Origin of the sequence: Mesorhizobium sp. B1-1-7 (assembly GCF_006442705.1) — a bacterium.
Classification (GTDB): Bacteria; Pseudomonadota; Alphaproteobacteria; order Rhizobiales; family Rhizobiaceae; genus Mesorhizobium; species Mesorhizobium opportunistum.
Window position 1 is genome coordinate 1 of record NZ_VFWQ01000018.1, and the last position, 22,904, is coordinate 22,904.

Sequence of the window (22,904 nt, forward strand, 5' to 3'; positions counted from 1 at the left end):
CGAGAAAGAGATCGAGCGCTATATCAGGATTTTTGGCGAGAAGGATCGCGTGGAGCAGCTGGTCAAGGTTTGAGGGGGGCCTCGTAGAGCGCCTTCCTTCGGGATTTCTGCCTGCAAGCATCGCCACTTGGTTGGCCCTCCTCCCCACCCCAGCCTCCGCCCACGCCTCCGACCGCGGCCATGTCCTGCTTCTCCCGACCGGCTATTATCTCGCCGGCGGCGCTTTCGCAGTGGCCGTCAGCTTCCTCGTGCTGGCCCTGCTGCCGCCCGTGGCTCTCGACAAATTCTGGCGTCGGCGCTTGCAATTCTTCACCGTCAGCGACGGCGCGCGGACCGCCGTCAGCCTGATATCCTTTGCCGGCTTTGCAATTCTCATTGCCGCTGGCCTGTTCGGCAGCCGCGACCCGCTCTCCAATCCGCTGCCGCTGCTGATCTGGACGCTGATGTGGGCCGGCCTCACGCTGCTGCAGGGCGTCTTCGGCGACCTCTGGTCGTGGCTCAATCCCTGGTACGGGCCCTGGCGTCTGATCTCACGTCTCTTGCGCGCGGGCGATGAAGGGATACTGCTGCTTCCCCGATGGCTCGGCTGCTGGCCAGCCGTCATCCTGTTTTTCGCCTTTGCCTGGTTCGAACTCATCGATCCGGCTCCCGACGATCCCGCACGGCTTGCCGTTGCCGCCGGTGTCTATTGGCTGCTCACCTTCCTGGCCATGCTGGCATTCGGCTATCGCGGCTGGAGCCGCGGCGGAGAATTCCTGACGCTCTTCTTCTCGATGGTGGCGCGTTTCGCGCCCGTCGAGCGCAACGACGCCGGCCGGCTTGCGCTCTGCTGGCCGGGCGCCAAGCTGCTCGCCGCCGAGCCGTTGCCGCCCAGCGGCATCGCCTTCCTGCTGCTTGCGCTGTCGTCGGTGTCCTTCGACGGCCTGTCGAAAACCTTCTTCTGGCTCGGCCTGTTCGGCATCAATCCGCTCGAATTCCCGGGCCGCACCGCAGTGATCGGCAGCGGCACTTTCGGGCTCGTCCTGACATTCCTGCTGCTGGCGGCGGTTTTCCTGCTTGCCGTCTGGCTCGGCCAACGCCTTGCCGGCAGCGATCAGCCCGTTCGTCATGCCGCGGGACTGCTGGTCTGGTCGATCGTGCCGATCGCGCTCGCCTATCATGTCGCACACTACCTGACGGCGCTGCTGGTCGACGGCCAGTATACGTTGGCCTCCCTGTCCGACCCGTTCGCACTGGGCTGGAACCTGTTCGGCACAGCCGACATGCAGATCGAGGCCGGCATCGTTGCCGGAGCCGGCTCGGCCTGGTGGCTGTGGAACATCCAGGCCGGCGCCATCATCCTTGGCCATGTGCTCGCCGTCCTCGTCGCCCACGGGCTTGCCTGGCGCCTGCATCCGCAGCCTGCCCGCGCCGCGCTCAGCCAGTTTCCGCTCACGCTGCTGATGATCGCCTACACCGTCTTCGGCCTCTGGCTGCTTGCCACGCCGACAGTTGGATGAGCCGTCTGCACTGGAAAATAAACCGGGATTCGCCTAGGGAACCAGCATTGCCGTGTCCCGACTTTGGTGATTTAGTTTGTACACATGCAATTTCGGCCCTCCGATAGGGCGGCCCGCCGCGCTACAGCCATTGGTCAAAACTCAAAAAACAGGGGAACTGCCGTGACTGACAAGAATGGGTTTTTCGATCTCTCCAAAACCACGCTCTCTCGCCGCACGGCGCTGAAGGGCCTCGCCGCCGGCGCCGGCTTGACGCTCGCTCCCGGCTTCGTCCGCTACTCCCAGGCGCAGAGCTCTGCGCCGATCAAGATCGGCTTCCAGTCGCACCGCACCGGCATCGGTGCCGCCTATGGCCGCTGGTACGAGAAGACCACGGCCGCCGCTATCAAGGCGATCAACGCCGCCGGCGGCATCAACGGCCGCCAGGTCGAGGTGATCATCGAGGATGACGGCACCGATCCCGGCCGTGGTGCGGAAGTGGTCGGCAAATTCGCCACCCAGCACAAGACCGACATCGTCTTCGGCACACTGTTCTCGCATGTCGTCATCGGCTCGGCGCCCGCCGCCGGCGAAAACAAGATGCCCTATTTCGTGATCAGCGAAGGCCACCACGTCGCCTCGACCAAGCTCAACCGCTATGTCTTCCAGCCCGGCATCACCGACGTGAAGAGCCAGATCCAGTCGATGGCGCCTTGGATCGCGGCCAATGCCGGCAAGAAGGTGACGCAGATATTCCCCGATTTCGCCTTCGGCTACGATCATCGCGACTACCTGCCGCCGGCGCTGAAGGCGCAAGGCGCCGAGGTCATCGCGCAGATCGCCATCCCGCCGACGGAATCGTCCTTCACCAAATATTTCCCGCAGATCCCGGCCGAGACCGAAGTGATCTACCACGTCATGGTCGGCCCGGCGGTGCTCACCTTCGTCAAGGAACTCGGCGAATTCTACGGCTCCAACCGGCCGCAGCTGTTCGGCTTCATCGATTCGCTCGAGGCCACCGACATCAACAGCCCCGGCCTGGAATTCCTCGACGGCAGCCATTTCTGGGAAGGGTCGCCACGCTACGCGCAGCCCGATGACAGCGAAGCGCAGAAGGCCTATCGCGCCGCTGTCGGCATCGACGACAATGGGGCGGCCGTCGGCGACCCCAAGGACGTCTCCACCGCCGCGCACATGTTCGGCTGCTGGGAAACGCTCTATGTCGTCAAGAAGGCGATGGAAGACGCCGGCTACAAGGGACCGGAGGACCGCGCCAAGCTGGTCGAGGCAACCGAGGCGCTGACCGCCTTCGCCGAAGGCCCGGAGCACCCGCAGGGGCCGAAAACCTTCAACGGCAAGATCCACCAGTGTTTCGGCATCCAGAACATCTCCAAGGTCGAGGGCGGCAAGCTCAAGGTCGTGCACAAGACCAAGATCGAGGACGGGCTTTACGAGGCCGAGGGGGATTATACGACGCAGGCGCTGTAGGCTGCTTTAGCCAGCGTGAGTGCCAAGGCACCCCCCTCTGTCCTGCCGGACATCTCCCCCGCAAGGGGGGAGATCGGCAGCTTATGCGGCGGCGCCTATCTGCCGGCCTTGATCATTGGCGAAACCATCGACGACATCCGATCTCCCCCTTTGAGGGGGAGATGCCCGGCAGGGCAGAGGGGGGTGCCTCGCGCATCCGCTGGTGTCTAGCCGATGCACTTCGGACCCCACCTCCTCCTCGCCGCCCTCGAAGGCCTTGTCACCTCCGCCGTGCTGGCGCTGACGGCGCTGGGCTTATCGCTGGTGTTCGGCGTCATGCGTGTCGTCAATGTCGCGCATGGCGAGTTCTTCATGCTCGGCGCGGTGCTCGCCTGGGCGATCTCGACAGCGGTCGGCAGCCATCCGGCGCTTGGCTTCCTGGCGGCACTGGTGATTGCCCCGCTGATCGTCGGTGCCATCGCGCTGGTTGCCGAGCGGTTGGTGCTGCGCCGGCTCAACTACAATCCGGAAGCCACGATCGTCGCCACCATCGGCATGCTCTACATCATCCAGCAGCTCGCGCTGACCTTCTACGGTCCGGAGGCGCGGCCGGTGGAGCCGCCCTTCAACTACCGCATCCTTTTGCCGTGGTTCGGCTATTCCGGCTACAAGCTGTCTGTCGTCGCCGCTTCCGCGCTCTTGCTGATCGCGACCTGGCTGGTGCTGACGCGCACCAAGGCCGGCCTCGTCATGCGCGCCACGCAGTATGACAGCGAGACGGCGCAAGCCTTCGGCATTCCTGTCGGCCGCGTCTATGGCGGCGTCTTCGCGCTCGGCGCCATGCTGGCGGCCATCGCCGCGGTGCTGATCGTGCCGATCAGCCAGGCGCATTACCTGATGGGGCAGGATCCGCTGCTGCTGTCCTTCATCGTCGTCATCATCGGCGGCCTCGGCTCGCTGCGCGGCACCGTGGTCGCCGCCGTGCTGATCGGCATGTCGGACGGCATCATCTCGATGTTCTTCTCGCCGACGCTGGCCAAGATCATCGCCACGCTTCTGGTCGCCATGGTGCTGGTGTTCCGGCCGCAGGGCTTGTTCGGGACGGCCTCGCGATGAGTGAAGCTTCGCCGGCAAAAGCCTACGCGCTCCACCTCGGCGTCATCGCACTGCTGTTCGTGCTGAGCTTCGTGCTGCCCGACTACTATCACGGCCTGCTCGCCCGCATCCTGGTGCTGGCGGTGTTCGCCATGGGCTACAATTTGCTGTTCGGCTATGTCGGCCTGCTCAGCCTCGGCCATGCGATGTTCTTCAGCGCCGGTCTCTATGGCGCCGGCCTGGCCGTCATCCAGCTCGGCTGGAACGTGCCGCTGGCCTTCGCCGCCGGAATTGCCTGCGGCGCCGTGCTGGCGCTGGCGATCGGCCTCCTGGCGCTGCGCACCACCGGCGTCGCCTTCATGATCGTCACCATGATGTTCGCGCAGGTGTTTTATCTGCTCATCCTCTACTTCGCCGTGTGGACCGGGGGCGACCAGGGCCAGGTCGTGCCGCAGCCGGCACGCGTGCTCGATCTCGGTGCGACCTCGCTCGACCTCACCAATCCGACGGTGCGCTACATGAGTGCGCTGACGCTGTTCTCGCTTGTGCTCATGATCACGCTGGCCATCGTCGGATCCCGCCATGGCCGCGTGCTGGTCGCCATCCGCGAGAACGAGGAGCGGACGAAGATGCTGGGCTACGACACCTTCTCCAACAAGCTCGCCGCCGTCGTCGTCTCCGGCGCGATCTGTGCGGCGTCGGGCGCCGCCTACGCGCTGCTGTTCGGCTATATCGGCTCGAGCTTCGCCTCGGTGCAGTATTCGATCCTGCCGCTGCTGTGGGTGCTGCTCGGCGGCGCCGCCACGACGCTTGGACCGCTGATCGGCACGCTGTTCATGTACTACGTCATCGACATCACCAGCGGCTACACCTCGGCCTATCTGCTGATCGTCGGCATTGCGCTGATCCTGCTGGTGCTGTTCTTCCCGAAGGGCGTTCTGGGCAGCATCCGCCAGCGCTGGCTCGGATGGCTGCCATGACGCCGCTTCTGACGACTAAAGGCCTGTCGCGCAGTTTTGGCGGTCTGCGTGCGGTCGACGGTGTCGATTTCACGTTGATGCCGGGCGAAATCCGCGCCGTGATCGGCCCCAACGGAGCGGGGAAAACCACCTTCGTCAGCCTGGTCAGCGGCCGCATCCAGCCCACTTCGGGAGCGATCGTCTTCGATGGCGCCGACATCACCGGCCTGCCGGCCTATGTCCGGGTCCGCCAGGGCATCGCCTACACGTTCCAGATCACCAGTGTGTTTGCCAACCTCACCGCCTACGACAATGTCGCGCTGCCGGTGCAGCGCACGCTGAGCGACGGCCGCTCGAAGGGTGCCGTGCGTGCCGGCGTCATGTCGGCGCTGGAACGCACCGGGCTGGCCGACCGCGCCCATATGCCGGCCGGGCAATTGTCCTACGGCCATCAGCGCCTGCTGGAAGTGGCGATGGGCCTGGCGCTGAAACCACGCCTGCTGATCCTCGACGAGCCGACGCAGGGGCTGGCCGACAGCGAGATCGACAATTTTATCGCGCTTGTGCGCGACATAGCCAACGGCGCCACGGTGCTCCTGATCGAGCACAACATGCCGGTCGTCATGCAGCTTGCGGACCGCATCACCGTCTTCAATACCGGCAAGATCCTGGCCGAGGGTACGCCCGAGGCGATCCGCGAAAACGCGGCGGTGCAGGAAGCCTATCTGGGGACGGCCCCATGATCGAAACGAAGATGACGCAGACGGGCAAGCCGGAAGCCTTGGCGATCTCGGGACTGGACTGTTTCTACGGCGAGGTCCAGGTGCTCTATGGTCTCGACCTCGTGCTGAACAAGGGCGAGGTGTTGTGTCTGTTCGGCCGCAACGGCGCCGGCAAGACGACCACGCTGAAGGCGATCATGGGCCTTGTCCCAGCCGGCGCCGGCTCGATCAAGCTCGACGGCCAGGAATTGACCCGCCTGCCGGCGCATGAGGTGCCGAAGGCCGGCGTCGCCTACGTGCCGCAGGGACGGCGGCTGTTCGCCGAAATGACTGTGGCCGAAAACATCGAGATCGGGCTGATGGCGCGCGGCAAGGGCAAGGACGTGCGGGAAAATGTCCTCGATCTTTTTCCATTGCTGCGCCAGCGGCTGAGGCAGCGCTCGGGCACCCTGTCGGGCGGCGAGCAACAGATGCTGGCCATGGCGCGCGCGCTCTGCCTCGAACCGCAGGTGCTTTTGCTCGACGAGCCGACCGAAGGGCTGATGCCGTCGATGATCGCCAAGATCCGCGAGACGGTGGCAAAGCTGCGCGACATGGGCGTCTCGACCATCCTTGTCGAACAACGGGTCGACGCGGTGCTGTCGGTCGCCGATAGGGTTTGCTTCATCGAGAACGGACGCAACCGCGAAACCGTGGATGTCGAGGGCCTGCGCGCCGACCCGTCGGCGGTCAGGCGCTACGTGGGCGTCGGTTGATCACCCGAAGAACAGAAAGCCCGCGACCAAAAACGTTGGGATAAGCACCAGGCCGGACCACGCCATGTAGCCGAAGAAGCCCGGCATCCTGACGCCGCGATGCCTGGCGATGGCATAGACCATGAAGTTGGGTGCGTTGCCGATATAGGTGTTGGCGCCCATGAACACGGCGCCTGCCGAGATCGCGGCAAGCGTCGAGGCGAACTCCGTCATCAGATGCAGAGGGTCGCCGCCGGCGAGTTCGAAGAACACCAGATAGGTCGGCGCATTGTCGAGGAAGGACGACAGCGCTCCGGTCAGCCAGAAATAGGCGAGGTCGTTGGGGTGGCCTGAAGGAGAACTGACCATCGACACCAGCGGCGCCAAGGCCCCCTCATGGCTTGCCCTGAGGATGGCGATGACCGGCACGATGCAGATGAAGATGCCGGCAAACAATTTCGCCACCTCCGCGATCGGCCCCCAGTTGAAGCCGTTCGCTTCGCGGTGGCTTTTGTAGGAGAGGGGGAGCGACAGCAGGGCCAGCGCCAGAATGATGGCGTCGCGCACCAGGTTCTGCAACTCGAGACCGACGCCGAACACGGAGAAGCTGACGCCTGGCTTCCAGGCCGCCGACAAAAGGATCGCAGCGATGACGCCGGCCAGCAGCGGAAGGTTGGCCAGGCCGCGCAGGCGCACCTTCGTATCCGGCGTCGGATCCTTGATCTTCGGCGCGCCGGCCTCGCGCCGGTGCAGGATGATGTCGATGATCAGGAACACCGCCAGCACGACGAGACCGACGAAAAGCGTCTCCCGGTAGAGATTGGCGGTGGTCCAGAAGAAATCGACACCGCGCAGGAAGCCGACGAACAGCGGCGGGTCGCCAAGCGGCGTCAGCGAGCCGCCGATGTTGGAAACCAGGAAAATGAAGAAGATGACGACATGGGCGTTGAACGGCCTGTTGTCGTTGGCGCGCAGGATCGGCCGGATCAGGATCATCGAGGCGCCGGTGGTGCCGATCACCGAGGCCAGGATTGCGCCGGCAAGCAGCAGCCCGGCATTGACCAGCGGCGTGCCATGGATGTTGCCGGCAAGCAGGATGCCGCCCGAGATCGTGTAGAGCGCGAACAGAAGGATGATGAACGACATGTATTCGGTAAGCAGCGCATGCAGCACCGCTTCGGTCGCCGAGGGGATGCCGAAGACCAGCGCCAACGGCACGATCACCAGCGCCGCCCATAGGGCTGTGATCTTGCCGTAGTGATGCTCCCATGCATGGTGGAACAGCAGTGGACCGGTGGCGATCGACAGCAGCAGCCCGGCAAACGGCAGCGCCCACCACAGCGACATCGCGGCGCCGGGCAGGCCGCGTTCTTCTGCCGCGAAAGCCACGCCTGGAAACAGGAGCGCGACAGCGATCGCCGCACCTGCCATCTTGCCTATGGTGATCCGCAAAAAGCCCCCCGCTGCCCCACCGTTCAGTCCGACAACTGGTCTTCAAGCGTCACGCCGGCGTCGCGCATACGCTGCAGCATGGCATCAAGCGAACCGTTGAGATCGATGCCGCGGCAGGCGTCGAGCCGGACCGTGGTCTTGAAGCCATGGCTGACAGCGTCGAGCGCCGAAAAGCCGACGCAGAAATCGGTCGCCAGCCCGACCAGGGTCAGCGTGTCGATGCCGCGTTCCCTGAGATAGCCGGCGAGGCCGGTCGGCGTCGCATGATCGTTCTCGAAGAAGGCCGAGTAGCTGTCGATGGCGGGGCGGAACCCCTTGCGGATGACGAGCTCGGCCTTGGTCCAGGCGAGGCCGGAGTGAAAATCCGAGCCGAGGCTGCCCTGGATGCAATGGTCCGGCCACAAGGTCTGCTGGCCGTAGGGCATCTCGATCATGGTGAAAGGCTGCGCGCCCGGATGGCTGGAGGCAAAGCTCGAATGACCGGCGGGATGCCAGTCCTGCGTCAGCACGACATGGTCGGCATGGCGGATCATATCGTTGACCAGCGGCACGATCTCGTCGCCGCCGGCAACCGCCAGCGCGCCGCCGGGGCAAAAGTCGTTCTGCAGGTCGATGACAACAAGCGCTTCGTCGGCCATGGGGCTTTCCTCTTCCGTATGCAGGCTCCAGTGGAAAATGCCGCTGACGCGACCGGACGCAGAAACTTGACCAGATGGCCGCCTGCGTCAACCTCTGGAAGCATAACAAATGCGTGGAAGCGGAGCTGCCGCAAACTCCGGCTTTGACAATTCCTGCCGGCTTGATATCATTTGCATACGAATGAATTTCCCGCCCCTGCGCTGGAAGGATCTTTCGAAGTACCAGCTCTGGAAGGCCTCTTTTCGGGAAGGCAAAGCGTGATCCGTTACGCGAAACCCACCACGGTCGACGAGGCGCTCGCTTTGCTTGGCGAGGGCGTCTGGCGCATTCTGGCCGGCGGCACGGATTTCTATCCGGCACAGGGCAGCAAGCCGTTCCGCGACAATGTCCTCGACATCAACGGCCTGACGGCGCTGCGCGGTATCGCCGAGACCGACAGCCATTGGGTCATCGGCGCGCGCACGACATGGACCGACATCATCCACCACCCCTTGCCGCCAGCCTTCGATGCACTGAAACAGGCAGCGCGCGAGGTCGGCTCGGCGCAGATCCAGAACGTCGCCTCGGTCGCCGGCAATCTCTGCAACGCCTCGCCGGCCGCCGACGGCGTGCCTGCCCTACTTATCCTCGATGCCGAGGTCGAGCTGCGCTCGGCGGCGGCAACGCGCCTCTTGCCCTTGCCGGATTTCATTCTCGGCAACCGCCGCACGGCCCTGCGGCCGGGCGAAATGGTCACGGCCATCCGCGTGCCGAAGCCTGCGGGTGCATCCGCCTTCGTCAAGCTCGGTGCGCGGCGCTACCTCGTCATTTCCATCGCCATGGTGGCGGCGCGCCTGGTCGTCGAGGGCGGCATTGTCACGGACGCGGCGATAGCCGTCGGCTCGTGCTCGGCCGTCGCCAAGCGGCTTGCCGGTGTCGAAGCGGCATTGCGGGGGCTGGCAGCGGATGGCGGGCTCGCCGATGCGGTCCAATCCGCGCCAATGGCCGAGCTGTCGCCGATCGCCGATGTGCGCGGCAGCGCCGAGTACCGGCTCGATGCGGCGCGCGAGATCGTTGCCCGCGCCGTGCTGACGGCCGCCGGACCGATGAACGACCACATGGTGGCGGCATGAGCCAGGTTCTGCCTGAAATGAGTGAAGCTCTGCCCGATCTGGGTGGCGTTCCGCTTGGCCTCGAACGTGCCGACATCGCCTTCGCGGTCAACGGCGTCGCCGTCTCGGTCAACGTGCCGCCGCTGCGCCGGCTGTCGCAGGTTTTGCGCGACGAATTGCAGCTGACCGGCACCAAGGTCGGCTGCGACGCCGGCGACTGCGGCGCCTGCACGGTGCTGGTCGACGGCGATCCCGTCTGCGCCTGCCTGATGCCGGCGGCCTCCGCCGCCGGCGCATCGGTGACAACGGTCGAAGGGCTTGCCAATGGCCGGCTGTCGGCGTTGCAGGCCTCATTCCTCGCCCATGGCGCGGCGCAATGCGGCATCTGCACGCCCGCCCTGCTGGTCGCGGCGACGGCGCTGCTGGAGAAGAAGACGAGCCCGACCGAGATCGAGGTGCAGGACGCGCTCGGCGGCATTCTGTGCCGCTGCACCGGCTATCGGAAGATCATCGCGGCGGTGATGGAGGCCTCCTTGCAGACAGCAAGCCTCGATTTTCGTTTGCCTCAGTCCGGCCACGCCATTGGCTCCTCCCCCATCCGGCTCGATGGCGTGCCGAAAGTCACCGGGGCTGAGAAATTCGGCGGCGATGCCTTCCCCGCCGATGCGCTTGCCGTGCTGGTGGTCCGCTCGCCACATTATCACGCCAGCTTTGCTTTCGGCGATCTTGATGGCTGGGTGAAGAAGCATCCCGGCATCGCCGGCGTGTTCACGGCGGCCGATATTCCGGGAAAAAACTGTTTCGGCGTTATCGGCCCATTTGCCGACCAGCCGGCGCTGGCCGACGGATTTGCGCGGCTTCGCGGCGAGGCGGTGGCGCTGGTCGCCGGCGAGCGCGAGGCGATGCTCGATCTCGATTTGTCGGATTTTCCGGTCCGCTGGACCGAATTGCCGCATTTTCTGCATCCTGGCGAGGCGCAGGCCGACGGTGCTGCGCTGATCCATCAGGCGCGCCCGGCCAACCTGTTGACCAAGGGCTTCGTCGAGCGCGGCGATCCCGAGGCAGCGCTCGCCAGTGCTGCCGTCACAGTTTCCGGCGCGATCGATACCTCCTATGTCGAGCACGCCTATATCGAGCCGGAGGCCGGCCATGCCTATATGGACGGCGACACGCTGGTTGTCGTCGCCTGCACCCAGGCGCCATATATGGACCGTGACGAGACGGCGAAGGTGCTCGGCCTTGCCGTCGACAAGGTGCGGATCGTGCCGACGGCGACCGGCGGCGGCTTCGGCTCAAAACTCGACGTTTCGCTGCAGCCGCTGATCGGCCTGGTGGCGCTGAAGACCGGCCGGCCGGCGGCACTTGCCTACACGCGCAATGAATCGATGATTTCGACCACCAAGCGTCATCCCGCGCAGATGAAGGCGACCATCGGCGCCGATGCCAACGGCCATGTCACCGGCATGATTTTTTCAGGCGATTTCAACACCGGCGCCTATGCAAGTTGGGGCCCGACCGTGGCCAACCGCGTGCCGGTGCATGCCTCCGGCCCCTATGCGACGCCGAACTACCGCGCCGAGGGCCGCGCCGTGCATACGCATGGACCGATTTCCGGTGCTTTCCGCGGCTTCGGCGTACCGCAGGCGACCATCATGCAGGAGACGCTCTATGACGAGCTGGCCGGCAAGCTCGGTATCGACCGGCTCGATTTTCGCTTGAAAAACTGCCTCCGGAACGACTCCGAAACGGTTACAGGACAGAGGCTGGAGTCCGGCGTCGGCATTGCCGAGTGCCTGGAGTCGCTCCGTCCGCATTGGGCACGTGCGACGGCGGACGCGGATGCCTTCAACAGCGCCAGCGTGGACAGAAAACGCGGTGTTGGCGTGGCTTCGTGCTGGTATGGCTGCGGCAACACCTCATTGCCTAATCCGTCGACCATCCGGGTCGGCATCTCGCCATCGGGCGACGTCGTCCTGCACCAGGGCGCCGTCGATATCGGCCAGGGCTCCAACACCGTCATCGCCCAGATCTGCGCCGACGCGCTTGGCTTGCCACTGGACAAATTCCGGCTGAAGAGCGCCGATACGGCGATCAGCCCGGACGCCGGCAAGACCTCGGCATCGCGCCAGACTTTCGTGACCGGCAAAGCGGCCGAAAAAGCCGGCCGCGCCTTGCGCGAAAGGATCCTGCGTTTCGCCAATGTCTCTGAAAAAGCCTCCATGCAAATCGATGGCTCGGCAATCGTCATCCGCGAGGGCGAGGCCACACGCCGCATCGATCTCGCCTCGCTCGACGTGGATGGCGGCGGCTTCGTCTTCGGCGCAGAGGAGACCTACGATCCGCCGACGCTGCCGCTCGACGCCAAGGGCCAGGGCAAGCCCTACGCCGTCTACGGCTATGGCGCGCAGATCGCCGAGTTGGAAGTCGATCTCAAGCTAGGCACCGTGAAGCTGATCAAGATCACCGCCGCGCACGATGTCGGCAAGGCGATCAACCCGCTGCTGGTCGAGGGCCAGATCGAAGGTGGTATCGCGCAAGGGATCGGCATGGCGCTGATGGAAGAATACATTCCGGGCCGCACCGAAAACCTGCACGACTATCTGATCCCGACCATTGGCGACGTGCCGCCTATCGAGACCATACTGGTCGAAGTCCCCGATCCCGAAGGGCCGTTCGGCGCCAAGGGCCTGGGCGAGCATGTGCTGATCCCGACGGCGCCGGCGATCCTCAACGCCATCCGCCACGCCACCGGCGTCCTGGTCACCAAGGTCCCGGCGACGCCGACGCGTATCCGCGCGGGCATCCGCGAAAAAGATGGCATCCGCGAAAAGGAGGCACGCCCATGAGCGAGCTTGCCGAGCGCTTCGAGACCCATGATCCCGGCGAGAAGCTGGTGGCAGAGAAGATCCGCTGCGATGCCTGCCCGGTGATGTGCTACATCGCCGATGGCCGCACCGGCGCCTGCGACCGCTACGGCAATGTCGGCGGCCGTATCGTGCGCATGGACCCGCTGACCATCCTCGACCACGCGGCTGAGACCGGCGCCACGATGGTGCCCTTCGTTGCCGAGGGCGAAGCGTGGGATGGCGAGCTGGTCAACACCGGCCGCCGCTTCGTCACGGCAATTGGCGCCGGCACCACCTATCCCGACTACAAGCCGGCCCCGTTCATCGTCAGCCAGGAGGTCGAGGGCGTCGATCTGGTGACCGTCGTCACCGAAGGCATCTTCTCCTATTGCGGCGTCAAGGTGAAGATCGACACCGACCGTCATCTCGGCCCCGAAACGGCTGTCGTGCGCTCGCAAGGCGAGGCGATCGGCCACGTCACGACCGGCGAATATGGCTCTCAGATGCTGTCGCTGGGCGGCGTGCATCATTTGACCGGCGGTTCGAAGGCGGAAGGCCGCGCCACCTGCGATGCGCTGCTCGACCTGTGCAGCCGCAAGCCGGTGGAACTCAGCATCGATGGCGGCGCCACCATTATCGTCGAAGCCGGCAAACCACCTGTCATCGACGGCAAGCAGGAACATCGCATGCGTGTCGGCTGCGGCTCGGCCACCATCGGCATGTTTGCCACGCAATGGCGCGGGCTGGTCGATGAGGTGGTGGTGGTCGACGACCACATCACCGGCGTCGTCTCCGAGCATCAGGCCGGCAAGGTGCTGGGCTGGCAGGATACGGGGATAAAAATCATTGGCCGGCGTTCGACGCCGGGACGCTATTTCAAGGTCTCCGAACCCGGCCTTGGCTGGGGCGGCACCTCGATTTCCGACCCGCTGTCGATCCTTGGCGAATGGAACGCCAAGAAGGGCGCGCGGCCCGGCCTGTCGCTGCTGATGGTTTCGACCACCGGCGAGCAGTTCGCCTATTACGAGCTCGATGACGAACTGAAGCCGGTCGAAAAGCCGTTCCCTGAGCGGCTGCAGAAGTCGGTCGGTCTGATCGAGGACAATTGCGAGCCGGCTTTGTGCACCGTACTGTTCATCGGCGGCGCCGGCGGTTCGCTGCGCGCCGGCGTCACCGAAAACCCGGTCAATCTCACACGCTCCGTGCAAGGCCTGAAGACCTATGTCACGGTCGGCGGCGCGCCGGTCTATGTCTGGCCGGGCGGCGGCATCACGCTGATGGTCGATGTCACGCGGGTGCCCGAAGGCGCCTTCGGCTATGTGCCGACGCCGGCGCTGGTGGCGCCGATCGAATTCACCTTGCGCCGCGACGACTACATCAGGCTGGGCGGCTACGAGGCCGAAATCCGCAGTGTCCACGACATCGTTGCCAAGGGCGGCGAATACCTCAATGCGCGCCGCGGTACCGGTGCGCCGGGCGGCAATCCGTGGCCGCCGCTGGCGCAATTGCACCGCGTGCCCGCGAACGGGGCCGGATGATGCAAGGCCCGCAGGTCCATTGGCTGCAGGACGGCAAGCGGCTGCACCTCAGCCACGGGCCGATCGACCTGATCGTCGAAGCCTTTGGCGAGGCGGATGAGTGCCGTGACGCCTACGAACAAGCCGTCGCGCGCTTCCAGACGATCCTGATCGAGTTGGTCAAGGAGCTTCCCGAATTGCGGCTGCCGGCATTTTTCCTGGCGCCGCGCGCCTTTGACGGCCCAACGGCGCGTCGCATGGAGGCGGCCGTCATCCCGCTGGCGGAATGCTTCATCACGCCGATGGCCGCCGTTGCCGGGTCGGTAGCCGACGAAATGCTCGCCGCGCTGCTTGCCGGCCGCAAGCTCGATCGCGCCTATGTCAACAATGGCGGCGACAGCGCTCTCCATATCGGCAACGGCCTTTCGATGAACCTGGCGATCGCCGGCACGGGCCACGACATGGCCGACCGGATCATGATCCGCGCGCAGGATGGTGTGCGTGGCGTTGCCACCAGCGGTTGGCGCGGCCGCTCCTTCTCGCTTGGCATTGCCGACGCCGTCACCGTGCTGGCGCGGACAGGCGCCGAGGCCGACGCGGCGGCGACGCTCATCGCCAACGCGGTAGACCTGCCCGGCAATCCAGCCATCAAGCGCATTCCAGCGAGCGAATTGTCCCCCGACAGCGATCTCGGCCCGCGGCTGGTGACACAAAGCGTCGGCACACTTGCGCCTGGCGAAGTGGCCCGGGCGCTGGACAACGGCCTTGCTGTCGCCGAAGATTTTCGCAGGCGCGGCCTGATCGCCGGATCGGCGCTGTTTCTGGGCGGTGAGGCCCGCATCAGTGGCTCCGTTGCGCTTGCGGCGCCCAACAAAAATTCGAGGGAGGAAGTTGCGCATGCCTGAGTTTCCGATCCGCAAGATCGCTGTCCTGACCGAAGAGATCTTTCACGAGGGCGGACCGATCGCGGAAGTGCCGCGCCGGCGCGCAGCCGCCATGGCGCTGGTGAAAAACCCGTTCGCCGGACGTTATGCAGAGGAGCTGCAGAGCGCCATGGACGATCTGAAACCGCTCGGCCTGCTGCTCGCCGACCGGCTGATCGCGGCACTCGGTGGCGACGTCAAGCAGATCGACGGCTACGGCAAGGGCGCCATTGTCGGCATAGCGGGCGAGCTTGAGCATGGCGCGCTCTGGCATGTGCCTGGTGGCTACGCCATGCGCGAGCGGCTCGGCGACGCCAAGGCGATCGTGCCGTCGGCCAAGAAGGTCGGCGCTTTCGGCTCGAAGCTTGACGTGCCGCTCGGCCACATCAACGCTGCCTATGTGCGCAGCCATTTCGACGCCATGGAGGTCGGCATCAGCGACGGCCCGCGCCCCGATGAGATCCTGTTCTGCCTGGCCATGACCTGCGGCCCGCGCATCCACAATCGCATGGGTGGGCTGGCGGCCGACGACATCAAGGCATGGGACGGCTTGCGGTGAGCGGCGAGGACAATCTGCTCAAGCTGGTCGAGGTCGAGGCGCCGGACGATCAGGACTACCTCCTGCAGGAGCAGGTCGGCTTCATCCTGCGCAAGGCGCATCAGCGCCATGTCTCGATCTTCGCCGCGCATATCGGCGACCTGACGCCACCGCAATTCGCCGCCCTCGCCAAACTGCGCGATGTCGGCGAGACCTCGCAGAACCAGCTCGGCACGCTGATCGCCATGGACGCGGCGACGGTGAAGGGCGTCATCGACCGGCTGAAGGCGCGCGGCCTTGTCGAGCTTTCCAAGCATGAGGTCGACAAAAGGCGGCTGCTGGTCAACCTGACCGCCGAAGGGCGCGAAGCGATCGAACGCCTGATCCCGCTGGCGCGCGAAATCACCGCGGAAACCCTGGCGCCACTGTCGGCCAAGGAGGCAGCCACCTTCATGAGGCTGCTGGTGAAGCTGGCGTAGGGCTGCCCAGCCCCATTTTTAGCACGATCCCGTGCCACGCCGCCTCAGGCCGCCTGCGACAGCGATTTGTGGGCCTCCGCCAAAATCTCGAACGACCGCACCCGGGCGGCATGATCAGATATCTGCGCGGTGACCATCAGTTCGTCGGCGCCGGTGCGGCGCACGAAGGCATCGATGCCCTGGCGAACCGTTTCGGGAGAGCCGACGACGGCGCAGGACAGCGCCTGGCCCAGCATGGTCCTGGCCATCGGGTCGAGATCGCGATCATAATTCTCGACCGGCGGCGGCAATCTGCCGGGGCGGCCGGTGCGCAGGTTGACGAAGGCCTGCTGCAGCGAGGTGAACAGCAATCGCGCCTCGGCATCGGTGGGTGCGGCAAAGACATTGAGGCCGAGCATGACATGCGGCTTGTCGAGCTGTTCCGACGGCTGGAAGCGCGAACGGTAGATGTCCAGCGCGTGGTCGAGCTCGGCCGGCGCGAAATGCGAGGCGAAGGCATAGGGCAGGCCGAGCATGGCGGCGAGTTGCGCGCCATAGAGGCTGGAGCCGAGGATCCAGATCGGCACGGTCTGGCCTTCGCCGGGCACGGCGCGCAGGCGCTGGCCCTCCTCGGCCGGCAGGAAATAGCCCATCAGCTCGACGACATCCTGCGGGAAATTGTCGACGCCGGCTTCGAGGTTGCGGCGCAAGGCGCGCGCGGTGTTCATGTCGGTGCCGGGCGCGCGGCCGAGGCCGAGATCGATGCGGCCGGGAAACAGGGCGGCCAGCGTGCCGAACTGCTCGGCAATCACCAGCGGCGCATGGTTGGGCAGCATGATGCCGCCGGCGCCGACGCGAATGGTCCTGGTGCCGCCGGCGACATGGGCGATGACCACGGCCGTCGCGGCACTGGCGATGCCCGGCATGTTGTGATGCTCGGCCAGCCAGTAGCGCTTGTAGCCCAACCGCTCGGCATGGCGGGCGAGATCGAGCGAATTGGCCAGCGACTGCGAGGCATCGCTGCCTTCGACGATCGGCGACAGGTCGAGAACGGACAGTTCGGTCATGCGTTGGTCTCCACGATCTTCTTCTCGCGCACCCTGGCCTCGAAGCCGGCACGGTCTGGGATGATGATGCCGAACTGGCCTTCCAGCGTGTCGGCAAGTTCGGCGGCGGTGGCTATGTCCTTCCGCTCGGTGCGGCCGCCGATGTGATGGATCGACAGCCGATTGCCGCGCAACGCGTAGCGCCGGTCGGGCGCGGCGCGCGCCGCAAGGACGGAGGTGAGGAAATGCGATATCGGGTTGGTCGACAGGAAGTAGCTGGCGATGGAATAGTCGACCTCGTATTGCGGCTGCAGGTCGAAGCGGTAAAGCGAGCGCCAATCGCCGCCGATGGCGGCCTGCAGGCGGAAATGATCGTCAGCCGCGACGATGCGGAAGGTCTCGTGCGGGGTTTTCTGTTCCGTGCCGGGTTCCAGCAGCAGCGGAGCGGTCAGGGTCAGGCCGCCGAAGCCGACATCGGCGATGTAGGTCCGGCCTTCGAGCTCGACGCGCAGCAGCATGTGGCTGCGCGCCGTGATGGCATCTTCCGCCTGGCCCCAGAGCACGCGCGCGGCAAGACCGCCGACCTCAAAGCCAAGCGCATTCAGCGCATGCATGAAGAGGAGATTGTGCTCGAAGCAATAGCCGCCGCGCCCGCCAGCGACGATCTTGTCCTGCAGCGCGGCAAGGTCGAGCCTGACCGGGCGGCCGAGAAACGGGTCGACGTTCTCGAAGGGGATTGCCTGCGGATGCAGGAAATGAAGCGTCTTCAGCGTATCCAGCGAAGCATCCCTGGAACCGGCATAGCCGATGCGGGCGAAATAGGCGTCGAGGTCGAAGGGAGCATCGCTCATTGGGAAGGGCACCGGGCATTGATCGGCCGGATATAGGCATTCGATCCCGGCGCCGCAAACACGGCCAGCCGGTCACGCCGAAGCCTTGCCGTTCTTCTCGGCTGGTTCCTCTTCCACAACGGCGGTGTGCTGCGCGGCGAGAAAATTGCCGACATGGCTGAGCCCGTCGAAATGGTCGCAGAACACCTTGATGACGACCAGCAACGGCACCGCCATCAGGGCGCCGACGAAACCCCACAGCCACGACCAGAAAGCGATGGCGATGAAGATCGCCACGGCGTTGATCTCGAGGCGCCGGCCAACCACCATCGGCGTCACGAACTGGCCTTCGACGACGTCGCACAAAAGCACGAAGGCAGGCGCCAACAGCGCGTAGGAAATGGTGTCGAAGCTGATCAGCGCCATTACCGCGACCAGCACGATGGTCAAGAGCGCCCCGACATAGGGCAGGAAGTTGAACAGGGCGGCGGCCACGCCCCAGACCAGCGGGTTGGGCACGCCGAGCGCCCACAGGCCGAGGCCGATGATCGCACCGAGGCCGGCATTGATGATGGTGACGGTAAGCAGATAGTGCGAGATTTCGCGCTCGACGTCATAGACTACGCGCAGCGCCCGCTTCTTCTCGCTGAGGCTGGCGAAAGACTGGATGATCTTCTCGTAGAACATCGTCCCCGAGGCGAGCAGGAACAGCGACAGCACGAAGATGATGGTGAGGCTTGTTCCCGCCGACAGGATGTTGCTGGCGGCCGCCGACAGGATGCCGGACTGCGCCACCGCGACTTTTTGGATGCCGGGCTCCTGCGAGGTCTCGGTCAGCTGTTCGATCTGATGCGAAATCTGCATGATCTTTTCCAGCGGACGCCGCAATTGCGCCAGCCGTTCGGTAAGCTGTTGGCCGATCGACGAGGAGTTGTTGATGAGGTCGATGACCGGGCTGGAGAGCAGGTAGCCGGCGCTGGCGAAGACGCAGATAGACAGCAGCACCAGAAGGGTCGCAGAGGCCACTTCGGGAATGCCGCGCTTGCGCAGTATCCGCACGATCGGGGTGAGCGTCAGGGCGAGCAGAAAAGCCAGGATGACCGGCATGAAGAAGGCGCGTGCGAAGTAGAGCGCGTAGATGGCCATGAACAGGAAAATGCCGACCAGCAGCAATCGCATCAGATGCGTGTCGGCACGCGCCTCAACGCGCGGATCCGGCTCGTCGGCGGCGCCTGCGCCCAAGGCAGCGGGTTCGGTTTTCATGGTCACCCTCGAACCGTCCGCCTCTCCGCGGCCGGCAATTGCCTCCAGGAAACGCGAAGTTCAGGCTGTAGGTTCCATGAGCCGGCTTGCGAGCGGGCGCGGCTGGCGAGCCCGCTCGCCGCTTAGGCGGCGGGTGTTGCCAGCGCCGGCGCGGACTTCGCGGTTTCCTTGCGCACGATCGGGGCCACCCTGGTGCCGTAGAGTTCGATCGCCTTCATGATCTTGGCGTGCGGCATGGTGCCGATCGCCATTTGCAGCAGGAAGCGGTCATTGTTGAAGATCTTGTGCTGGGCGACGATCTTTTCGGCGACCTGCTCGGGATTGCCGACGAACAGGGCGCCATTCGGGCCGCGCGACTGGTCGAAATGCGCCCGCGATGTCGGGCCCCAGCCGCGCTCGCGGCCGATGCGGTTCATCACCTCGGCTTGCGGGCCATAAAAGTCATCGGCGGCCTGCTCGGTCGTCCCGGCGATGAAGCCGTGCACGTTGATGCTGGTGGCGAGACCCGTCGGGTCGCTGCCGGCGCGGTTGGCCGCTTCGCGGTAGAGGTCGAACAGCGGCGCGAAGCGTGCCGGCTCGCCGCCGATGATGGCGAGCGCCAGCGGCAGGCCGAGCGCGCCCGCGCGCGCCGCCGATTGTGGCGTGCCGCCAATAGCGATCCAGACCGGCAACCTGTCCTGGAACGGCCGGGGATAGACGCCGCGATCGTTGATCGGTGGGCGCAGATTGCCGGACCAGGTGACTTTCACCTGGTCGCGGATGGCAAGCAGCAGATCGAGCTTTTCGGCGAAGAGTTCGTCATAATCCTCCAGATTGTAGCCGAACAGCGGAAAGGACTCGATGAACGAGCCGCGTCCGGCCATGATCTCGGCACGACCGCCCGAGAGAAGGTCGAGCGTGGCGAACTGCTGGAAGACGCGAACCGGATCGTCGGAGGAGAGCACGGTGACCGCGCTGGTCAGCCTGATGCGCTTGGAGCGCTCGGCGGCCGCCGCCAGCGCCACGACCGGTGCCGAGGCCGCATAGTCGGGTCGGTGGTGCTCGCCGAGACCAAAGACGTCGAGACCGACCTGATCGGCCAGTTCGACCTCCTCGATCAGGTTGCGCAATCGCTCATGCGGGCCGACGGCGCCCGGGCCGGGCTGCGGGCTGACGTCGGCAAAGGTGTAGAGACCGAGTTCCATCTGATGTCATCCTGATGTTGGGTTTTGCGGCTAAAGCAAATTCCAGGGAAAGTGTGAAACGGTTTTCCGTCCGGAATTGCGTCAAAACAAAAGAGAAAGAGCGGTCCACCGAAACGGTGAACCGCTCTGGAAGTAGCGACCGCGGTGCCTCGCCACCAGAGAGCCGGACGGTGAACAGTGCATGTCGGTTTGGATGAGAAAGGCGTCTCCCGTGGGCAACAGCACAGAATTTCATGGCTGGCATACCGTTTTGGCGCTTGAACTCTCGCTATTCGCGCGTATGTAAGCCTCGCGAATTGACTTCAGGGAAGTGGACTTGGCTATCTACAGGGAAAAAGACATTTTCGAGCGGCGCAATGCCGCGAACGAGGCAAAGAAAGCGCTTTTGGAGCGCTTCAAGTCAAAGCCGGCGGCGGATGATCCTGCAGTGCTGGCGCGACAGGCCGAACGCAAGGCAATCCTCGAGGCTCGCGAGATACGCGAAGCTGAGAAGGCCAGGCTGAAGCAGGAAAAGCTGGCACGCGAAGCGGTCGAGAAGGCCGAGCGCGAGGCAGCGGCCGAAGCGGCGCGTATCGCGGCCGAAGAGGCGGCACAGGCTGAAGCGAAGATCAAGGAAGCCGAAGAGAACGAGCGCATCGCCCGTTTGCTGGCCGACGAAGCCGAACGCAAGGCGAAACGCGACGCACGCTATGCGGCACGCAAGCAGCGTACCGGCAGAACGCCTCCAGGCTTCTCGGCTCGCTAACGGCCTTCGCGGTCAAGCTTCGAATTCAGTATCAGGGTCGCCTCGCAGCGGCCCTGAACGCGTTTTCGTGAAGCGACGCTTTTGAGCCCCTTAGGGCAGGACATCCCAACGGCTGTCTTCCTCAGGAGGTCTCTCCCTCGGATCAAGCCGAGGGAAGCGCTTGGACTCGATCAGGCCGCGAACTTCAGCCCCATGATGCCGCAGACGATCAACGCGATGCAGGCGAGCCTGATCGCCGTGGCGGGCTCGCCGAACAGCCAGATGCCGAGCAATGCCGTGCCGACGGTGCCGATGCCGGTCCACACCGCATAGGCTGTGCCGACGGGCAGCGCCTTCAGCGCCAGGCCGAGCAGGGTAAGGCTGACGACCATCGACGCGACCGTCAGCACCGTCGGAACAAGCCTGGTGAATCCATCGGTGTATTTGAGGCCTATCGCCCAGCCGATTTCGAACAGGCCGGCAAAAAATAGAAAAATCCACGACATCGCAACGCTCCATCCAGCATCGGGCCGGAACGGAATGCGATCCCGAGATGCTCGATAAATGATGGGCGGGTCGTCCCGACCGGATTTTGGGGAAGGCGCGGGGTCGTCCCCGCACCAGCAATATAGGGTCGTCCAAACGTCCAATCAACGCTCGCCGGCGGCATTGTCCGACGCCGCCGGTCAAATCCCGCCGAGCGGGATGTGCCGAAGCCTACTTTTCCTTGATGCGCATCGCCTTGACCGGCGGCGCCTTCAGGGCGGGCGCTGGCGCGGGCTTCTTGGCGTCCTTCTTCGGTTTGCGGGCTTCCTTGCCTGCCTTCATCGCACCTTTAGCCATGATTCGTTCCTCCAATTGCGGGAAGCCAAGTGAAACAAGAGAAACGCTTTGCCGCAAGGGCCTTGAGTCGGCCGCAGCCGCCGGCTGGCCGCTTTCAACCGCTTTCTAATTTGCTCGTAAACCATGGCGGTCCGTGCCATGGTCATCTTCGCACTGCAGCATCGATCCGCGCTTTCGCTGGATGATTGCCAGGCAGGCCGGTCAGGACGACGATGCGAATCCACATCGGCTGCGAGATGAGCTTCGAGTTTCCCCAGGAAACGCCGCTCATCGCGATGCTCAATGTCCACTATTCCCGTGCCTCCGATCTCGAGCGGCCTGACTTTTTGACCTCGAACCCGCCTGTGCCGGTCGAGAGCTATCGCGACAGTTTCGGCAATTGGTGCAACCGCTTCGTTGCACCGCCCGGGCGTTTTACTTTCGGTACCGATGCGGTGATCCGCGATCCCGGTACGTTCGAGATGAGCGAGCCGATGGCCTGGCAGCACGAGGTGCGCGACCTGCCGGCGGAGACGCTGCTGTTCCTGCTGCCCAGCCGGTTTTGCGAGAGCGACCTTTTGGCTGATGACGCCTGGCGGCTGTTCGGCCATACACCACCAGGCATCCCGCGCGTGCAGGCGGTGTGTGATTTCGTCCACAATCACATCGTCTTCAACTACGGCAATGCACGGCCGACGCGCACCGCCGCCGAAGCCTATCGCGAGCAGAGCGGCGTGTGCCGCGACTTCGCGCATCTTGCCGTCACCTTCTGCCGGGCGCTCAACATTCCAACGCGCTATTGCACCGGCTATATCAGCGACATCGGCATGCCGAAGCCTTGGGCGAGCATGGATTTCTGCGCCTGGATGGAGGCCTATCTCGGCGGTCGCTGGCATGCTTTCGATCCGCGCAACAACGCGCCGCGCATCGGCCGCATCCTGATCGCCTCCGGCCGCGACGCGGCGGACGTGCCGCTGACCCATATTTTCGGACCGGGCACGCTTGCCGGCTTCAAGGTGTGGACCGACGAGATCGTCGAATAGAAGGGTTCCAGCCCTCGAGCCTTCAACGACCTGAACGATCGGGACGGTTCGTGCGTTGTGCTGCCTGTGGAGC

22 protein-coding genes are annotated in these 22,904 nt (G+C 64.9%); 14 read left to right on the forward strand and 8 right to left on the reverse strand.

Annotation, left to right across the window (positions count from 1 at the left end):
• The first annotated feature begins 107 nt into the window (after positions 1-107).
• From FJ978_RS26350 to FJ978_RS26380, 6 genes are all read left to right on the forward strand, one after another.
• Entirely contained in the window at positions 108-1,499 is a 1,392-nt protein-coding gene (locus tag FJ978_RS26350) for a hypothetical protein (RefSeq protein ID WP_181180433.1), read from the forward strand.
• A 162-nt stretch (positions 1,500-1,661) separates the two neighbouring features.
• On the forward strand, positions 1,662-2,966 hold the full coding sequence (locus FJ978_RS26355) for an ABC transporter substrate-binding protein (RefSeq protein ID WP_140575214.1): 1,305 nt from the start codon (positions 1,662-1,664) through the stop codon (positions 2,964-2,966).
• 213 nt (positions 2,967-3,179) lie between these two features.
• Positions 3,180-4,061, forward strand: a complete 882-nt coding sequence (locus FJ978_RS26365; RefSeq protein ID WP_140575217.1) for a branched-chain amino acid ABC transporter permease — start codon at positions 3,180-3,182, stop codon at positions 4,059-4,061.
• Positions 4,058-5,020 (forward strand): branched-chain amino acid ABC transporter permease, encoded by a 963-nt coding sequence (locus tag FJ978_RS26370; protein WP_140575220.1) that lies wholly within the window; start codon positions 4,058-4,060, stop codon positions 5,018-5,020. The genes FJ978_RS26365 and FJ978_RS26370 overlap by 4 nt, the downstream gene beginning before the upstream one ends.
• Complete coding sequence (locus FJ978_RS26375; RefSeq protein WP_140575223.1) at positions 5,017-5,742, forward strand: ABC transporter ATP-binding protein; 726 nt, start codon at positions 5,017-5,019, stop codon at positions 5,740-5,742. Before FJ978_RS26370 ends, FJ978_RS26375 begins: the two co-directional genes overlap by 4 nt.
• 11 nt (positions 5,743-5,753) lie before the next feature.
• Positions 5,754-6,476, forward strand: a complete 723-nt coding sequence (locus tag FJ978_RS26380; protein WP_140575487.1) for an ABC transporter ATP-binding protein — start codon at positions 5,754-5,756, stop codon at positions 6,474-6,476.
• Here the strand turns inward: FJ978_RS26380 and FJ978_RS26385 are convergent, their stop codons facing one another.
• Together FJ978_RS26385 and pncA are read right to left on the reverse strand one after the other, a co-directional pair.
• Positions 6,477-7,886 (reverse strand): sodium:proton antiporter, encoded by a 1,410-nt coding sequence (locus tag FJ978_RS26385; protein ID WP_140575490.1) that lies wholly within the window; start codon positions 7,884-7,886, stop codon positions 6,477-6,479. It lies immediately after the preceding gene.
• 44 nt (positions 7,887-7,930) lie between these two features.
• Positions 7,931-8,545: a bifunctional nicotinamidase/pyrazinamidase gene (gene pncA / locus FJ978_RS26390; protein ID WP_013891829.1), complete on the reverse strand. Its 615-nt coding sequence runs from the start codon at positions 8,543-8,545 to the stop codon at positions 7,931-7,933.
• A gap of 258 nt (positions 8,546-8,803) precedes the next feature.
• Here pncA and FJ978_RS26395 point away from each other — a divergent pair, with 258 nt between their 5' ends.
• The 6 genes from FJ978_RS26395 to FJ978_RS26420 are packed head-to-tail and all read left to right on the forward strand — an operon-like array spanning position 8,804 to position 15,940.
• Positions 8,804-9,658 carry a xanthine dehydrogenase family protein subunit M gene (locus FJ978_RS26395; RefSeq protein WP_140575225.1) on the forward strand — a complete coding sequence of 285 codons (855 nt, stop codon included), beginning with the start codon at positions 8,804-8,806 and terminating at the stop codon, positions 9,656-9,658.
• Positions 9,659-9,675: 17 nt separating this feature from the next.
• Positions 9,676-12,483 carry a molybdopterin-dependent oxidoreductase gene (locus FJ978_RS26400; protein WP_181176854.1) on the forward strand — a complete coding sequence of 936 codons (2,808 nt, stop codon included), beginning with the start codon at positions 9,676-9,678 and terminating at the stop codon, positions 12,481-12,483.
• Positions 12,480-14,021: a 6-hydroxynicotinate reductase gene (locus tag FJ978_RS26405; RefSeq protein ID WP_140575230.1), complete on the forward strand. Its 1,542-nt coding sequence runs from the start codon at positions 12,480-12,482 to the stop codon at positions 14,019-14,021. The genes FJ978_RS26400 and FJ978_RS26405 overlap by 4 nt, the downstream gene beginning before the upstream one ends.
• Entirely contained in the window at positions 14,021-14,905 is an 885-nt protein-coding gene (locus tag FJ978_RS26410) for a UPF0280 family protein (RefSeq protein ID WP_140575495.1), read from the forward strand. Before FJ978_RS26405 ends, FJ978_RS26410 begins: the two co-directional genes overlap by 1 nt.
• Positions 14,898-15,482 carry an amino acid synthesis family protein gene (locus FJ978_RS26415; protein WP_013891834.1) on the forward strand — a complete coding sequence of 195 codons (585 nt, stop codon included), beginning with the start codon at positions 14,898-14,900 and terminating at the stop codon, positions 15,480-15,482. Before FJ978_RS26410 ends, FJ978_RS26415 begins: the two co-directional genes overlap by 8 nt.
• Entirely contained in the window at positions 15,479-15,940 is a 462-nt protein-coding gene (locus FJ978_RS26420) for a MarR family transcriptional regulator (protein WP_140575492.1), read from the forward strand. Before FJ978_RS26415 ends, FJ978_RS26420 begins: the two co-directional genes overlap by 4 nt.
• A 44-nt stretch (positions 15,941-15,984) precedes the next feature.
• Here the strand turns inward: FJ978_RS26420 and FJ978_RS26425 are convergent, their stop codons facing one another.
• The 4 genes from FJ978_RS26425 to FJ978_RS26440 form a co-directional block, all read right to left on the reverse strand.
• A complete protein-coding gene (locus FJ978_RS26425) occupies positions 15,985-16,986 on the reverse strand; it encodes an LLM class flavin-dependent oxidoreductase (protein WP_140575233.1) in 1,002 nt (333 codons plus the stop codon).
• Positions 16,983-17,816 (reverse strand): arylamine N-acetyltransferase, encoded by an 834-nt coding sequence (locus FJ978_RS26430; protein WP_140575236.1) that lies wholly within the window; start codon positions 17,814-17,816, stop codon positions 16,983-16,985. Before FJ978_RS26430 ends, FJ978_RS26425 begins: the two co-directional genes overlap by 4 nt.
• A 72-nt stretch (positions 17,817-17,888) precedes the next feature.
• Positions 17,889-19,058, reverse strand: coding sequence for an AI-2E family transporter (locus FJ978_RS26435; protein ID WP_140575240.1), 1,170 nt, complete (start codon positions 19,056-19,058; stop codon positions 17,889-17,891).
• A gap of 122 nt (positions 19,059-19,180) precedes the next feature.
• Positions 19,181-20,242 (reverse strand): LLM class flavin-dependent oxidoreductase, encoded by a 1,062-nt coding sequence (locus tag FJ978_RS26440; protein ID WP_140575242.1) that lies wholly within the window; start codon positions 20,240-20,242, stop codon positions 19,181-19,183.
• A gap of 316 nt (positions 20,243-20,558) precedes the next feature.
• On the opposite strand from FJ978_RS26440, the gene FJ978_RS26445 reads away from it, so the two are divergent.
• Positions 20,559-20,987 carry a DUF6481 family protein gene (locus tag FJ978_RS26445; RefSeq protein WP_023765479.1) on the forward strand — a complete coding sequence of 143 codons (429 nt, stop codon included), beginning with the start codon at positions 20,559-20,561 and terminating at the stop codon, positions 20,985-20,987.
• Positions 20,988-21,157: 170 nt separating this feature from the next.
• Here FJ978_RS26445 and sugE read toward each other — a convergent pair whose 3' ends face one another.
• Both sugE and FJ978_RS33425 read right to left on the reverse strand, forming a co-directional pair.
• On the reverse strand, positions 21,158-21,472 hold the full coding sequence (gene sugE / locus FJ978_RS26450) for a quaternary ammonium compound efflux SMR transporter SugE (RefSeq protein ID WP_013891841.1): 315 nt from the start codon (positions 21,470-21,472) through the stop codon (positions 21,158-21,160).
• 211 nt (positions 21,473-21,683) lie between these two features.
• Positions 21,684-21,809, reverse strand: coding sequence for a hypothetical protein (locus FJ978_RS33425; protein ID WP_013891842.1), 126 nt, complete (start codon positions 21,807-21,809; stop codon positions 21,684-21,686).
• Positions 21,810-22,021: 212 nt separating this feature from the next.
• On the opposite strand from FJ978_RS33425, the gene FJ978_RS26460 reads away from it, so the two are divergent.
• Positions 22,022-22,831, forward strand: coding sequence for a transglutaminase family protein (locus FJ978_RS26460; protein ID WP_140575245.1), 810 nt, complete (start codon positions 22,022-22,024; stop codon positions 22,829-22,831).
• The last annotated feature ends 73 nt before the right edge of the window (positions 22,832-22,904 follow it).

Bases quoted from the DNA above. Each gene is read 5' to 3' on its own strand.
- FJ978_RS26365 (WP_140575217.1), top strand. From the start codon at position 3,180: ATGCACTTCGGACCCCACCTCCTCCTCGCCGCCCTCGAAGGCCTTGTC.
- FJ978_RS26370 (WP_140575220.1), top strand. From the start codon at position 4,058: ATGAGTGAAGCTTCGCCGGCAAAAGCCTACGCGCTCCACCTCGGCGTC.
- FJ978_RS26375 (WP_140575223.1), top strand. From the start codon at position 5,017: ATGACGCCGCTTCTGACGACTAAAGGCCTGTCGCGCAGTTTTGGCGGT.
- FJ978_RS26380 (WP_140575487.1), top strand. From the start codon at position 5,754: ATGACGCAGACGGGCAAGCCGGAAGCCTTGGCGATCTCGGGACTGGAC.
- FJ978_RS26385 (WP_140575490.1), bottom strand. From the start codon at position 7,886: ATGGCAGGTGCGGCGATCGCTGTCGCGCTCCTGTTTCCAGGCGTGGCT.
- pncA (WP_013891829.1), bottom strand. From the start codon at position 8,545: ATGGCCGACGAAGCGCTTGTTGTCATCGACCTGCAGAACGACTTTTGC.
- FJ978_RS26400 (WP_181176854.1), top strand. From the start codon at position 9,676: ATGAGTGAAGCTCTGCCCGATCTGGGTGGCGTTCCGCTTGGCCTCGAA.
- FJ978_RS26405 (WP_140575230.1), top strand. From the start codon at position 12,480: ATGAGCGAGCTTGCCGAGCGCTTCGAGACCCATGATCCCGGCGAGAAG.
- FJ978_RS26410 (WP_140575495.1), top strand. From the start codon at position 14,021: ATGCAAGGCCCGCAGGTCCATTGGCTGCAGGACGGCAAGCGGCTGCAC.
- FJ978_RS26415 (WP_013891834.1), top strand. From the start codon at position 14,898: ATGCCTGAGTTTCCGATCCGCAAGATCGCTGTCCTGACCGAAGAGATC.
- FJ978_RS26425 (WP_140575233.1), bottom strand. From the start codon at position 16,986: ATGACCGAACTGTCCGTTCTCGACCTGTCGCCGATCGTCGAAGGCAGC.
- FJ978_RS26430 (WP_140575236.1), bottom strand. From the start codon at position 17,816: ATGAGCGATGCTCCCTTCGACCTCGACGCCTATTTCGCCCGCATCGGC.
- FJ978_RS26435 (WP_140575240.1), bottom strand. From the start codon at position 19,058: ATGAAAACCGAACCCGCTGCCTTGGGCGCAGGCGCCGCCGACGAGCCG.
- FJ978_RS26440 (WP_140575242.1), bottom strand. From the start codon at position 20,242: ATGGAACTCGGTCTCTACACCTTTGCCGACGTCAGCCCGCAGCCCGGC.
- sugE (WP_013891841.1), bottom strand. From the start codon at position 21,472: ATGTCGTGGATTTTTCTATTTTTTGCCGGCCTGTTCGAAATCGGCTGG.
- FJ978_RS33425 (WP_013891842.1), bottom strand. From the start codon at position 21,809: ATGGCTAAAGGTGCGATGAAGGCAGGCAAGGAAGCCCGCAAACCGAAG.
- FJ978_RS26460 (WP_140575245.1), top strand. From the start codon at position 22,022: ATGCGAATCCACATCGGCTGCGAGATGAGCTTCGAGTTTCCCCAGGAA.